Genomic DNA, 12,654 nt, shown 5'->3' on the forward strand with positions numbered 1-12,654 from the left:
ACGCCCAGCCGCTGACGGGCCGGCTGCCCGGCGCCGCCGCCTGGGCGCGTGACGGGCGACACCTGCCCGCGCCCGGCAGCTCCCCGGCCGCCGTCGCGGCCATCTTCGCCCGCACGTCCGCGTCCGACCGGCAGGACCTGGTCCGCCGGTACCCGCTGGTCCTCGGCAACCTGGACGGCGCGCCCCTCGAACTCCGGTACCAGGCCAACCGGTTGGCCGCCAAGGCGGCGGGTCCGCAGTACGCGGCCCTGGCCGCGCCGGACCGCCGCCTGCTCGCCTTCGACCCGCGCGGCCGCGGCCTGGTGGCCGAGGTCTTCGGCGACCTGGACAGGGCGCGGCGGATCGCGGTGCTGGTCCCGGGCGACGACACGGACGCGCACACCTATCTGTCCGGCGCGTCCTCCCTGGAGAGGGCCGCGCGGACCCTGTACGCCGCGACCGGCGACCGCGTCGCCGTCGTCGCCTGGGCGGACTACGTGACGCCGCGGGGCCTCGGCCTCGACGCCGCCACCGAGCGGCTGGGGGCGGAGGGCGCCCACCGCCTGGTCCGGCTCCTGTCCGCGCTGCCGCGCCCCGCCTCGCTCCTCTGCCACAGCTACGGCTCCGTCGTCTGCGGGCTCGCCGCCCGCGAACTGCCCGCCGGCACGGTGCCGGACCTGGTCGCGATCGGCAGTCCCGGCATGCACGCCGACCGGGCGGCCCAACTCACCGGCGCCGCAAGGGTCTGGGCCGTGTCGCACGACTCCGGCGAGTGGATCGGCCGGGTCAGCGGGATCGACGTGCTGGGCCTGGGCCACGGCACCGATCCGACCGATCCGTCCTTCGGGGCCCGGCTGCTGCCGTCCACCGGCGCGGTCGGCCACTCGGGGTACTTCGCCGCCGGGACCGCCTCCCTCGCCGCCATGGCCCGCGTCGCGCTGACGGGAGACGCCCGGTGACCTCGCTGACCGCCCGCATCGAGGCGGGCACCCCGGCCACCCGTGACCGCGCCCTGGACGGCCTGCGCGCCCTCGCCCTGCTCTGCGTCCCGCTCGGCCACTGGCTGCTGGGAGGCTTCACCCGGACCCCGGACGGGGCGATCCACAACGCCAGCCCGCTGGTGGCGATGGGCGGCTTCGCCCCGGTCACCTGGTTCCTGCAGCTGCTCGGCGTCTTCTTCCTCGTCGGCGGCCACGCCTCCGTCCTGTCGTTCAACCGGTCCGCGGAAACCAGGAGTTGGCTGCGCGGCCGGATCGCCCGGCTGGGCCGCCCGGTGCTCGGGGTGGCCGCCGTCTGGGCGGCCGCGCTGCCGCTGCTGCACGCGCTCGGCGTGCCCGCCGACAGCCTGCGCACCGCCGCCGTCCTGGTCGTCCAACCGCTCTGGTTCGTCGGTGTCTACGCCGTGACGACCGCGCTGACGCCGCTGTGCCGCCGGGCGGCCCGCCGCTTCGGCGGCTGGTCCGCACTGCCGCTGCTCGCCGCCGTGGCCGTGGTGGACCTGCTGCGCTACGGCCCGTGGTCCGGGGCGGTGCCGGGCTGGCTGGGGCTGGTCAACCTGCTGCCGGGCTGGCTGTTCTGCTACCAGCTGGGCGTGGCCTGGGGCGAGGGCCGGATCGGCGGACGCCGCTCCGGCACGGCCCTGCTGCTCGGCGGGGCTGGCCTGTTCGCCCTGCTGCTGCTCTGTTTCCACTACCCGCTGAGCATGGTCGGCGTCCCCGGCGCGGCGCGGGACAACGCGCACCCGCCGTCCCTGCTCGTCCTCGCTCTCGGAGCCGCCCAGTCGGGCGTGGCGCTGCTGCTGCACGGCAGGCTGAACCGGCTGCTGCGCCGGCCCCGGCTGTGGACGGCGGTGGTGCTGGTCAACCTGAGCGCCATGACGATCCTGTGCTGGCACCAGACGGCGATGCTGCTGCCCGCGCTCACCACCGGGGCGTCAACTGCCCTGGCGGGACTGACGACCGCCCCCGTGGGCCCCGGCTGGGTGGCCGCCCGGCTGGCCTGGCTGCCGCTGTTCGCGCTGCTGCTGACCGGACTGGTGGCCGCCGCCCGTCGGTTCGAACAGCCGTGGCGCACCGGGGCGTTGGGCCGCGCTGCCGCGGCCGTGCTGGCCGCGGCGTTCACCCTGTACGCCTGCACCGTGGTCTGAACGACACGCTGACGATTCCTCAGTTCATATGTGAATTCCCTGAAAACACCCCGCAGCGGGGTGGCGGTCTGAGTACCTTTTGGCTGAGCGCCGACAAGGAACCGGCGCCACGCGAGAGGAGCACCATGCGCGCATCCCGTCGCACCACCGCTCTGTCCGCCGCCGTACTGGCCGTCCTCGGCACGGCGGCCCCGGCCCTCGCCGCCACCCCGGGCGTCGCCAACCGGACCGTCCTCGGACACCACTCGCACATCTGGAACAGCACCAGCTCCAACTGGGCCGGATACGCCACCACCGGCGGGACCTTCACCAGCGTCAAGGCCAGCTGGGTCCAGCCCGCCGCCAGCTGCACCAGCTCCACCACCTACTCCAGCTTCTGGGTGGGCATCGACGGCGACGGCAGCAACTCCGTCGAGCAGACCGGCAGCGAGGTGGACTGCTCGGGCGGCAGCCCGCAGTACTACTCGTGGTACGAGATGTACCCGGCCTACCCGGTGAACTTCAGCAACACCGTCCGCGCCGGCGACCACTTCACCGCCTCGGTCACCGAGGCCAGCGGCGGCAAGTTCACGCTCACCCTCAGCGACACCACCCAGGGCTGGACCAGGACCGTCAGCAAGACCTACAGCGGGGCGGCGCTCGCCTCCGCCGAGGTGATCGCCGAGGCGCCGTCCAGCTCCACCGGCGTCCTGCCGCTGACGAACTTCGGCACCGTCAACTTCACCTCGGCCACGGTCAACGGGCAGAACATCGGCAACTTCTCGCCCGACCAGATCAACATGGCCTCCGGCTCGACCACCAAGGCCACCACCTCCGCCCTCTCCGGCGGCAACGCGTTCTCGGTGACCTGGAAGCACAAGTGACCAACCCGGGCCGGTAGCACCGCCCTTGGGGCAGCCGCTGACAGACTGCGCAGCGGCGGGCTGACCGTCGGGACGACACGCCCGCCGCTGCGCCTCCACGTTCTCCCCACTCCTCTACAAGCAGGTAAAAACTCTCGGCGCTACGCACCCAATGCGGTGATTGTCCGGCTTTGCCCCCGGCGACTGACGCTTGTCTTCCGCTTCGCTCCACGTACTCTTGCGCAGAGCCTCCAGCGCTCCGGGCCCCCGCCGCCCGCCCCCCTTCGCAAGACCCCCAGGAGACCCGACGCATGCGGTTCAAGCGCACCCTCGTGGCCGCTCTGGTCTCCTTCTCCGCACTCGCGGGCACCGGTGCGGCCGCGGCCGGGGCGGCCGTCTCCGACGAGCAGATCGCGGTGACCACCCCGCCCACCGGAAGCGCGGCCTGGAAGGCCGACACCTCCCTGGGCCGGCCCCTCCCGGACCCCGCCACCGCCACCCCGGCCGAGGTCGCCGCGTTCTTCGCCACCCTGACGCGCAGTCAGCAGCAGCGGCTCGCCCGCACCTACCCGCTGGTCGTCGGCAACCTCGACGGCGCCCCCGTCGCGCTGCGCTACCGCGCCAACCGGACGGCCATGCAGGACGAGCTGGAACAGCTCGACCCGCGCGACGCCCGCGCCGTCGAACTGCACAAGCTGCTCCAGCCCGGACGCCAGATCCTCGCCTTCGACCCGCGCAGCCGCGGCCTGGTCGTCGAGGTCTACGGCGACCTGGCGGCGGCCCAGCGCATCGGCGTCGTGGTCCCCGGCTCGGACATGGACCTCGCCCACTTCGACAAGGCGGTCCTCGCCGCGCAGAACCTGCGCACCGAGGCCGCGGCGGTCTCCCCCGGCACGCCCACCGCCGTCATAGCCTGGGCCGACTACGTCACCCCCGTCGGCCTCGGCGCCGACGCCGCGACCGCCCGCCTGGCGACGGCCGCGGCCCCCCGGCTGCAGCGTCTGATGGCCGGCCTGCACGAGACCACCCGCCCGGACGCGGCCACCGCCCTGCTCTGCCACTCCTACGGCTCGGTCGTCTGCGGCATGGCCGCGCCCAGCCTCCCGGCCGGCGCCCACGGCCCCACCGATCTCGTCGTCCTCGGCTCCCCCGGCATGGACGTCGACAGCGCCGCCGACCTGGGCCCCGGAATCCGCCTGTGGGCCACCGCGCGCAACCACAGCGACTGGATCGGCAACGTCCCCTACCTCGAGATCGGCGGCCTCGGCCACGGCGCCGACCCCACCACCTCGGGCTTCGGCTCCCACGTCATCTCCTCCGCGGGCGCCTCCGGCCACAACGGCTACTTCGACGAGGGCACCGCCTCGCTCCGCAACTACGCCGACATCCTCCTCGGCCACTACCACGACGTCACCTGCGCCAACGCCACCACGAGCTGCATGGACGGCGTCTGACGCGGGCTCAGAGCAGCAGATGGGCCGCCCGGTAGTCGTAGGGCCGCTCCTTCGGCAACAGCTCCCGCGCCGCGTCGTCCCGCCCCTCGCTCAGCAGTGCCCTGATCCGCCGGGCCAGCGGGGTCACGTCGTCGATCTCGGTGATCCACTCGTCGGCGTACCGCCGCACCGCCTCGCCGACCAGGCCCAACTGCAGGGCCCGGTGCGGCAGCGGCTGCAACCGGAGGTTCCGTTCGGGGTCCCACTGCACCCGCGCGGGCGCGCGCCTCAGTTCCCGCTGCCAGCTCGCCCGGTCCGTGTGAAGTCCCCGCTCGTAGCCGGACAGGCAGGCGTTCTCCAGAGCCCACTCGAACCCGCCCCGGCTGATCCGCACGGCCAGGACGGTCTGCTGCCCCTCCTTGGCGGCCCAGCCGCAGCGGTACATCATCCACAGGAAGCTGGGCTTGACCCAGGTCATCCGGTCCCGCTTCCAGGCCGGTGGAAACCTCCCGGCCGCCGCGGCCGGCAGGCCGAGGGCCGGCGAGTACGCCTGGTAGACGGTCACCGTGGCGTCGTCGTACCGGGCACGGATCCGGTGCTTGGGCTCTGACACGCCGTCAGCATCATCGCCGGAGGAGAGCGGGTCCACCGGTTTTACCCCTCAGTCGCCGCGGTGGAGCCGGTCGAAGTCGACCAGTTCGACGTCAGCGCGCTGTTCGGCAGTCCGGTGCGGACCGCCCGCGGCCGAGGAGGCGACCACGACATCGAGTTCGTGGCCGCCCCTGTGCTCTCCGCAGGCGATCTCCGGGGAACGGACCCAGGCCGGGCGTCCCCGAGGCTCTCCGAGGACCCGTGCCGGAAGCACCACCGGCGGCCGGACCCTCGAAGTGCGGGCCAATGGATCCTGGCCGCGACCGTGTCCGCACTGTCCGACCAGACCTGCGGCGCCCGGCCGATCACCAGCTCGGGCGACTCGGGCTCAGCGGGAGACGAAGCTCATGTCCGCGTAGCGGTCGCCCGCGACCTGGGAGGCGATGGGCTCGAGCTGGGCCAGCTCCTCCGGGGTGAGGGTGATGGCCGTGGCGGCCGTGTTCTCCTCCAGGCGGGTGCGCTTGCGGGTGCCCGGGATCGGGACCACGGCGAGCTGGTGGACCTCGGCCCGCTGCTGGACCCAGGCCAGGGCGATCTGCGCCGGGCTCGCACCGTGCGCCGCGGCGATCTCGCGGATGGGCTCCAGCAGCGCCGCGTTCTTCGCTGCGTTGTCCCCGGTGAACCGCGGCTGGTAGTGGCGGAAGTCGCTCGCGCTCAACTCGTTGGCATTGGCGAAGGCCCCGGTCAGGAAGCCGCGGCCGAGCGGCGAGTAGGGCACGAAGGCGACGCCCAGCTCCGCCGCCGCGGGGACGGCCGTCTCCTCCACGTCCCGGGAGAACAGCGACCACTCCGACTGCAGCGCCGTGATCGGGTGGATCGCGTGCGCCTCGCGCAGCTCCGCGCCGCTGACCTCGGACAGGCCCAGCCAGCGCACCTTGCCGGCCTGCACCAGCTCCGCCATCGCGCCCACCGACTCCGACAGCGGCACCTCCTTGTTGCGGCGGTGCATGTAGTACAGGTCGATGTGGTCCACCCCGAGTCGCTTCAGGCTCGCGTCCACCGCCTGCCGGATGTACCCGGCGTCGTTGCGGATGTGACGGACCGTCGGGTCGGCCGGGTCGCGCTGGATGGCGAACTTCGTGGCCAGCACCACCCGGTCGCGGTTGGCCCGCACGAAGGGCCCGATCAGCTCCTCGTTGGCGCCGTTGCCGTACATGTCCGCGGTGTCGTACAGGGTGACGCCCAGCTCCAGCGCCCGGTCCAGGGTGGCCAGCGACTCGGCGGTGTCGCTCTCCCCGTAGAAGTCGCTCATGCCCATGCAGCCCAGGCCCTGGACGCCGACGACCGGGCCCTCGGCGCCGAGACGGGTGGTGGGGATCGTCTTCTCGCTCATGCTCTCGCTCAGCCCTTCGCGTACAGGTCGATCTTGCAGTCGATGACGAGCAGGTTCGCCTGCAGGTCGTGGATGCGCTGCAGCACCTCGGCGCGGTGGTCCACCAGCAGTTGGCGGCGCTCCTCGCGGGTGTGCTCGCCCTCCCTGACCAGTTCCGCGTACCGCAGCATGTCGGCGACGCTCATGCCGGTGGCGCGCAGCTTGCCGATGAAGTCCAGCCACCCAAGATCCCGGTCGCTGAACCGCCGCTGCCCGGTGTGCGAGCGGGCCGGGTGCCGCATCAGCCCGATCCGCTCGTACCAGCGCAGCGTGTGCGCCGTGAGCCCGGTACGGGCGGCGACCTCGCTGATCGTGTACTGCGGTACGTCCTCGGGAGCCAGCTGCTCGGCCGCGGTGCTCATCGTGCGTGCCCCTCTCGTCGTCCACGAAGCTACGCACCTAGAGTGCACTCGAAGCAAGCGCCACACGCGCGTTCCCGGTCATTCCGAGGGCGCGGGCATCAGCGGTCCGAGCCAGGTGCCGCCGGAGGCGTCCAGGGTCTGGCCGGTGATCCAGCGTCCCTGGGGGCCGACCAGGAAGGCGACGATGTCCGCCACGTCCTCGGGCTCACCGACCCGGCCGAGTGCCGCGACCGACTCCAGACCCGCCACCAGCTCCGGCACCGCGAGGTAGTGCGCGGTCATGTCGGTGCGGACGACCCCGGGCGCCACGGTGTTGACGGTGATCCCGCGCCGGCCCAGGTCGTTCGCCAGCGTGGGCGCGAGCGCCTCGAGCGCGGCCTTGGTGACGGTGTACCCGATCTGGTTCGACACGGCCATCCGGCTGGCCACCGACCCCATGTTGACGATCCGTCCGCCGTCGTTGAGCAGCGACAGCGCGCGCTGGACCACGAACAGCGGAGCGGCCACGTTGACCGCGAGCAGCCGGGCCAGCTCGGCCTCGGTCACGTCCGCGATGCCGTGGACCGAGGCGATCCCGGCGTTGTTGACCAGGACGTCGAGCCCCTCGCCCGCCAACTCCCGTTCCAGCCCGGCGAAGAGGGCGTCGACCGCGCCCTCCTCGCCGAAGGCGGCCTGCACGGTGAAGCCCTGTCCGCCGGCGGCCTCGATCGCGGCCACGGTCTCCTTCGCGGCGCCCGCGTCCGCACCGTAGTGCACGCCCACCCGTGCCCCGTCGGCGGCCAGCCGCAGGGCGATCGCCCTGCCGATGCCCCGGGAGCCTCCGGTGACCAGTGCCGCCTTTCCCGTCAGCGCCTGCTTCGCGTCCATCTCTTCCTCCGGTGAGGTCCCGCCGGGCACCTCCGCCCGGCGACGACCTCACCTTCGGCCGCACCGCTGACCACTCGCTGACCGGCGGCTGACGGAAGCTCAGGGAATCAGCACGATCTTCCCCCGTGTGCTGCCGCCCTCGATCAGTTCGTACGCCTCGGGCGCCTCCGCCAGCGGCAGTTCGCGCTCCAGGTAGGGACGCGGCTTCCCCGCCTCGGCCAGTTCCGCGAGCGCCGCGAGGCCCACGTGGTCCGGCTCCACGGTGACGCCGGCGAACCGGCGGCCCGCCGCGCGCGCCGCCTCCGCGAGGGCGGTGTCGGCCCGGTCCACCACGGTGACCAGCAGGCCGCCGGGGCGCAGCGCCCCATCGATCGCGGGCCGCAGTCCCCGCCGACGGTGGACGCACGGCGGCTACGGCGCCGCGGCACTCGCCCGGCCCGACGCCCGCTCCGCCGTGGAGACGATGCTGCGGCTCGCCGCCGCCGAGTACACGGGCCCCGCCCACCCGCCGGGGTGCCGCGGCCCCGGTTCGCAGGATGTGGCCGGGGAGCTCCGAGACATCCGACGGGCCACCACCGACGCCCTCGCCCGGAAGATCCGCGCGGACGTCGACCGGGGCCTGCTCCCCGCCGGCACCGACGCCGCCTCGCCCGCGGCCTTCTACGCCGCCGTCGTCCAGGGCCTGTCCACCCAGGCCCGGGACGGCGCCCCCCGGGAGCAACGGGAACGGCCGGCGGACCTCGCCCTGCTGGCCTGGCCGGGGTGGGCGGCCTCCTAGACTCGGGCGCATGGACAGCCTGCGCGTGATCGAAGAGTGGCCCGTGACGACCGCCGCCGCGGCGGTGGTGCGGAAGGACGGCTCCGTCGCCGGCACGGCCGGACCACAGCGGCACCCGTTCCGGCTGGCCTCGGTGACCAAGCCGTTGACCGCCTACGCGGTCCTGGTCGCGGTCGAGGAGGGCGCCCTCGAGCTGGACGACCCGGCCGGGCCGGAGGGCTCGACGGTCCGTCACCTGCTCGCCCACACCAGCGGTCTGGCCTTCGACGAGCACCGCGCCATGGCCGCTCCCGGCACCCGGCGTCTCTACTCGAACGCGGGCTTCGACGTGCTGTCCGAGACGCTGGAGCAGGCCACCGGCATCCCCTTCGCCCAGTACGCGGCGGAGGCAGTGTTCCAGCCCCTGGGCATGGCCGACACCTGGATCGACGCGGCCGGCCGCAGTCCGGCGGGCGCGGGCGGCGTCTCCACGGCGGCCGACCTCGCGCTGTTCGCCGCGGAGTTGCAAGCCCCCCGCCTGCTCGACCCGTCCACCCTGGCGGAGGCGACGACGGTCCAGTTCCCCGGTCTGAACGGCGTGCTGCCGGGTTACGGGCACCAGAAGCCCAACGACTGGGGCCTCGGCTTCGACATCCGGGATCACAAGTCGCCCCACTGGACCGGGACTTCGAGCAGCCCCGGCACGTTCGGCCACTTCGGCCAGAGCGGGACCTTCCTGTGGGTCGACCCCGCCGCGGGCGCGGCGTGCGTGGTCCTGACGGACCGCGACTTCGGCCCCTGGGCGGCGGAGCGCTGGACCCCCTTCACGGACGGCGTGTTGAAAGAGCTGGGGTAGCCACCACCCATCCAGGGCGCAAGGCTGTCGACACGTCCGGCTCCGCCGCGTGGGCGCGACCCAGCCCGCCACCCACGGAGTTTCGCCCCGCACGCGGGGCCGGAGCTCCCCGAGTGGTGGGCTGGTCGCGCTGGGGGCACCTGTCGCCGTGGGAGCACCCCCGCCGAAGGCTGGGGGGGTGGGGGTTCCCCGCGCCCCTGGTAGTGCGACTACCCGTACTGCAGAGGGGTCTCCATCGCCCACACCAGCAGCTCGACGCCGTCCGGGCCCGCCGTCGGGTCCACCGGGCGGGTGGCGTGGGCGCGAGCCGCGTCCCCCGGGGCGAGTTCGACGCCGACGCCGCGCGGGCCGGACGCGGTCCGGAAGCCCAAGGCGCCCCGGACCACGTGCAGGTACAGGTAGGTCGCCGTCGGCAGGTCCACCAGCGCGTAGGGCTCGGCGCGCCGCAGGTGCAGGGAGGCGTCGCCCCGCCGCAGCTGACCCTGCGTCAGGTCCACCGCAGCGGCGGCGGGGTCCACGGTCCGCAGGGCATACCTCGGCCGCGTGCCGAACGCGTCCGGCTGGAGCCAGAACTGGAGGAACCGAACAGGCCCCTCCGCGGCCCGCTCGCTGTGCTCGACGCCCGACCCCGCCGACAGGTACTGCAGGGTCCCGGGGCGGACGACCGCCGCGTGGCCGTGGTCGTCGCGGTGGGAGAGGGCGCCCTCCAGCACCCAGGTCAGGATCTCCGTGTCGCGGTGCCGGTGCGGCGCGAAGCCGCTCCCCGCCGCCAGGGACTCCTCGTTGCAGGCCAGCAGCCCCCCGAAGGAGGTGTTCTCCGGGTCGTAGTGGCCGGAGAAGGAGAAGGCGTGACGCGTGGACACGCCGGGTTCGGGGGTCGAGGCGTAGCGGTCCTGCGCACGATGCACCGTGATCACGCCCAGCACCCTAACCTTTAGAGGATTGTGACAGTCGCCACTCCGCCATCCCGGACCCCTTGGCGTTCCGGCCGCCGAACGTAAGGCAGGCTAGTTGCTGTGCCAGCCGCTCCCGCAAAGAAGTCCGCCGTGAAGCCCGCCAAGTCCGCGAAGCCCGCAGCGGGGACGACGTCCGCCGCCGAGAAGGCCGGGGAGCCGCCGACGCGGTCCCGGCGCGGCACCGGGATGGAGCGGCGCGCGCTCGTCACCGATCCCGAGCAGCACGCGGCGACGCTCAAGAACCTGGAGCGTGCCGCCGGGCGGATGGCCACCGCCGCGATCGCCCGGATGGACGAGAACCTGTCCTGGTACCGCAACATGCCGCCGGAGCACCGCTCCTGGATCGGCCTGGTCGCCCAGGCGGGCATCGCCGCCTTCACCGAGTGGTTCCGCCGGCCCGACGCGCCGCAGGCGATCAGCACGGACGTCTTCGGCACCGCCCCCCGCGAGCTCACCCGGGCGGTGACGCTCCGTCAGACGGTGGAGATGATCCGCACCACCATCGAGGTCGTCGAGGAGGCGATCGAGGAGGTCGCCGCCCCGGGCGCGGAGGAGGCGCTGCGCGAGGCCGTGCTCGTCTACGCCCGCGAGATCGCCTTCGCCACCGCCCAGGTCTACGCCCAGGCCGCCGAGGCGCGGGGCGCCTGGGACGCCCGGCTCGAGGCCCTGGTCGTCAACTCCCTCCTCTCCGGAGACGCCGACGAGGGCGTGCTGTCCCGGGCCGCGGCTCTCGGCTGGGGCTCGCCGGACAACGTCATGGTGGTCATGGGCAGCGCCCCCGCCGGGGACAGCGAGTTGGTCGTCGAGGCGATCCGCCGGGCCGCGCGCCACGCCAAGCTGCACGTGCTGACCGGCGTGCTCGGCTCGCGCCTGGTGGTCGTCGTCGGGCAGGGCCGCAAGCAGGTGGACAAGAACGGACAGGAGAAGCCCTGGGACCCGATCCCGGCCGCCCGCGCGCTGATCGGGCAGTTCGCGCCCGGCCCGGTCGTCGTCGGACCGACCGTCGGGGACCTGCTGTCGGCCACCCGCTCCGCGCAGGCCGCCGCCGCCGGGCTGCGGGCCTGCTCCGCCTGGCCGGACGCGCCGCGCCCGGTGCTGGCCGACGACCTGCTCCCCGAGCGGGCCCTGGCCGGGGACCAGACGGCCCGTCAGCAACTGGTCGAGGAGATCTACCAGCCGCTCGACGAGGCCGGCTCCGCACTTCTGGACACCCTCTCCGTCTACCTGGAGCAGGCGAGCTCCCTTGAGGGCGCCGCCCGGATGCTGTTCGTGCACCCGAACACCGTCCGTTACCGGCTGCGCCGGGTGACCGACGTCACCGGATACGCCCCTTCGGACGTACGCAGTGCGTTCACCCTTCGGATCGCGCTCGCGCTGGGCCGCCTGCAGGCCGGGTGACCTGCAGCGATATCCTCCCCTACCTGCACTGTAGAGAACCCACAACTCGGGATGCGGTTCTTCGTCAGCGTCCCCACCCGCGCCAGGTACGCCCGGCGAGAGAAGGTTGATTCCGTGCTCGTAATCGTTGCTCCCGGACAAGGCGCCCAGACGCCCGGATTCCTCGCCCCCTGGCTGGAGGTCGACGGCGTCGCCGACAGGCTGCGCTGGTGGTCCGCCGTCGCCGGTCTCGACCTGGTGCACTACGGCACCGAGGCCGACGCGGACGCGATCAAGGACACGGCCGTCGCCCAGCCCCTGCTGGTGGCCGCCGGTCTGGCCGCGGCGAGCGTGCTGGGCGTCCGGCCGGGAGCGGTCGCCGGGCACAGCGTCGGCGAGATCACGGCAGCCGCCTTCGCGGGCGTGCTCTCCGCCGAGTCGGCGATGGCCTTCGTGCGCCAGCGCGGCCTGGCCATGGCCGAGGCGGCCGCGCAGACCGCGACCAGCATGTGCGCGGTGCTCGGCGGCGACCCGGACGAGGTCGCGGCGAAGATCGAGAAGTACGGGCTGACCCCGGCCAACAACAACGGCGGCGGGCAGATCGTCGCGGCCGGCACGGTCGAGCAGCTGGAGGCCTTCAAGGCCGACCCGCCGGAGAAGGCCCGGCTGATCCCGCTCGCCGTCGCGGGTGCCTTCCACACCCACCACATGGCCCCCGGTGTCGAGCGCCTGGCCGCCATCGCCCCGGGCGTCCCGGTCGCCGACCCGGTCACCGCCTACGTCTCCAACGCCGACGGCAAGACGGTCGAAGGCGGCCGCGAGGTCGTGGCCCGCCTGGTCAGCCAGGTCGCCAACCCGGTCCGCTGGGACCTGTGCATGGAGGCGCTGGAGCGCCTGGGCGCGACCGCCGTCATCGAGGTGCCCCCGGCGGGCACCCTCACCAACCTGGTCAAGCGCAACCTCAAGGGTGTGGCCACGCTGGCCCTCAAGACGCCGGACGACCTGGACAAGGCCCGGGCGCTGATCGCCGAGCACACCGCCCCCGAGGGGAACTGA

Annotated in this window: 14 protein-coding genes; 8 read left to right on the forward strand and 6 right to left on the reverse strand. The window is 73.7% G+C overall.

Translation table 11 applies throughout. The features are described 5' to 3' along the window. The 4 genes from ACFP3V_RS03780 to ACFP3V_RS03795 form a co-directional block, all read left to right on the forward strand. Positions 1–938, forward strand: a 938-nt coding sequence (locus ACFP3V_RS03780) for an alpha/beta hydrolase (RefSeq protein ID WP_380579648.1), incomplete at its 5' end; no start/stop codon positions are given. Beyond that, positions 935–2,125, forward strand: a complete 1,191-nt coding sequence (locus tag ACFP3V_RS03785) for an acyltransferase family protein (RefSeq protein ID WP_380579650.1) — start codon at positions 935–937, stop codon at positions 2,123–2,125. The genes ACFP3V_RS03780 and ACFP3V_RS03785, both read left to right, overlap by 4 nt. Before the next feature lie 125 nt (positions 2,126–2,250). Next, on the forward strand, positions 2,251–2,988 hold the full coding sequence (locus ACFP3V_RS03790; RefSeq protein WP_380579652.1) for a G1 family glutamic endopeptidase: 738 nt from the start codon (positions 2,251–2,253) through the stop codon (positions 2,986–2,988). A gap of 290 nt (positions 2,989–3,278) precedes the next feature. Next, positions 3,279–4,421 (forward strand): alpha/beta hydrolase, encoded by a 1,143-nt coding sequence (locus ACFP3V_RS03795; RefSeq protein WP_380579654.1) that lies wholly within the window; start codon positions 3,279–3,281, stop codon positions 4,419–4,421. Between the two features lie 7 nt (positions 4,422–4,428). Here the strand turns inward: ACFP3V_RS03795 and ACFP3V_RS03800 are convergent, their stop codons facing one another. From ACFP3V_RS03800 to ACFP3V_RS03820, 5 genes are all read right to left on the reverse strand, one after another. Next, complete coding sequence (locus ACFP3V_RS03800; RefSeq protein WP_380579656.1) at positions 4,429–5,013, reverse strand: DUF4291 domain-containing protein; 585 nt, start codon at positions 5,011–5,013, stop codon at positions 4,429–4,431. 366 nt (positions 5,014–5,379) lie between these two features. Next, on the reverse strand, positions 5,380–6,384 hold the full coding sequence (locus tag ACFP3V_RS03805) for an aldo/keto reductase (protein WP_380579658.1): 1,005 nt from the start codon (positions 6,382–6,384) through the stop codon (positions 5,380–5,382). 8 nt (positions 6,385–6,392) lie between these two features. Continuing rightward, the gene (locus ACFP3V_RS03810; protein WP_380579660.1) at positions 6,393–6,785 is read right to left on the reverse strand and encodes a MerR family transcriptional regulator; all 393 of its coding nucleotides are present in this window, start codon (positions 6,783–6,785) and stop codon (positions 6,393–6,395) included. A 78-nt stretch (positions 6,786–6,863) separates the two neighbouring features. Beyond that, the gene (locus ACFP3V_RS03815) at positions 6,864–7,652 is read right to left on the reverse strand and encodes an SDR family oxidoreductase (RefSeq protein WP_380579662.1); all 789 of its coding nucleotides are present in this window, start codon (positions 7,650–7,652) and stop codon (positions 6,864–6,866) included. Between the two features lie 99 nt (positions 7,653–7,751). Continuing rightward, complete coding sequence (locus tag ACFP3V_RS03820) at positions 7,752–7,985, reverse strand: zinc-binding dehydrogenase (RefSeq protein ID WP_380579664.1); 234 nt, start codon at positions 7,983–7,985, stop codon at positions 7,752–7,754. Between the two features lies 1 nt (position 7,986). Here ACFP3V_RS03820 and ACFP3V_RS03825 point away from each other — a divergent pair, with 1 nt between their 5' ends. After that, positions 7,987–8,430, forward strand: coding sequence for a hypothetical protein (locus ACFP3V_RS03825; protein WP_380579666.1), 444 nt, complete (start codon positions 7,987–7,989; stop codon positions 8,428–8,430). 10 nt (positions 8,431–8,440) lie between these two features. Then, entirely contained in the window at positions 8,441–9,265 is an 825-nt protein-coding gene (locus ACFP3V_RS03830; RefSeq protein WP_380579668.1) for a serine hydrolase domain-containing protein, read from the forward strand. Between the two features lie 209 nt (positions 9,266–9,474). On the opposite strand, the gene ACFP3V_RS03835 is transcribed toward ACFP3V_RS03830, so the two are convergent. Beyond that, positions 9,475–10,182 carry a pirin family protein gene (locus ACFP3V_RS03835; protein ID WP_380579669.1) on the reverse strand — a complete coding sequence of 236 codons (708 nt, stop codon included), beginning with the start codon at positions 10,180–10,182 and terminating at the stop codon, positions 9,475–9,477. 225 nt (positions 10,183–10,407) lie between these two features. Here ACFP3V_RS03835 and ACFP3V_RS03840 point away from each other — a divergent pair, with 225 nt between their 5' ends. Both ACFP3V_RS03840 and ACFP3V_RS03845 read left to right on the forward strand, forming a co-directional pair. Then, positions 10,408–11,619: a PucR family transcriptional regulator gene (locus ACFP3V_RS03840; RefSeq protein WP_380579726.1), complete on the forward strand. Its 1,212-nt coding sequence runs from the start codon at positions 10,408–10,410 to the stop codon at positions 11,617–11,619. A gap of 114 nt (positions 11,620–11,733) precedes the next feature. Next, positions 11,734–12,654: an ACP S-malonyltransferase gene (locus ACFP3V_RS03845; RefSeq protein ID WP_380579671.1), complete on the forward strand. Its 921-nt coding sequence runs from the start codon at positions 11,734–11,736 to the stop codon at positions 12,652–12,654.

Source organism: Streptacidiphilus monticola (assembly GCF_042658505.1).
GTDB classification, from domain to species: domain Bacteria; phylum Actinomycetota; class Actinomycetes; order Streptomycetales; family Streptomycetaceae; genus Streptacidiphilus; species Streptacidiphilus monticola.

Bases quoted from the DNA above. Each gene is read 5' to 3' on its own strand.
- ACFP3V_RS03790 (WP_380579652.1), top strand. From the start codon at position 2,251: ATGCGCGCATCCCGTCGCACCACCGCTCTGTCCGCCGCCGTACTGGCC.
- ACFP3V_RS03795 (WP_380579654.1), top strand. From the start codon at position 3,279: ATGCGGTTCAAGCGCACCCTCGTGGCCGCTCTGGTCTCCTTCTCCGCA.
- ACFP3V_RS03805 (WP_380579658.1), bottom strand. From the start codon at position 6,384: ATGAGCGAGAAGACGATCCCCACCACCCGTCTCGGCGCCGAGGGCCCG.
- ACFP3V_RS03810 (WP_380579660.1), bottom strand. From the start codon at position 6,785: ATGAGCACCGCGGCCGAGCAGCTGGCTCCCGAGGACGTACCGCAGTAC.
- ACFP3V_RS03815 (WP_380579662.1), bottom strand. From the start codon at position 7,652: ATGGACGCGAAGCAGGCGCTGACGGGAAAGGCGGCACTGGTCACCGGA.
- ACFP3V_RS03830 (WP_380579668.1), top strand. From the start codon at position 8,441: ATGGACAGCCTGCGCGTGATCGAAGAGTGGCCCGTGACGACCGCCGCC.
- ACFP3V_RS03840 (WP_380579726.1), top strand. From the start codon at position 10,408: ATGGAGCGGCGCGCGCTCGTCACCGATCCCGAGCAGCACGCGGCGACG.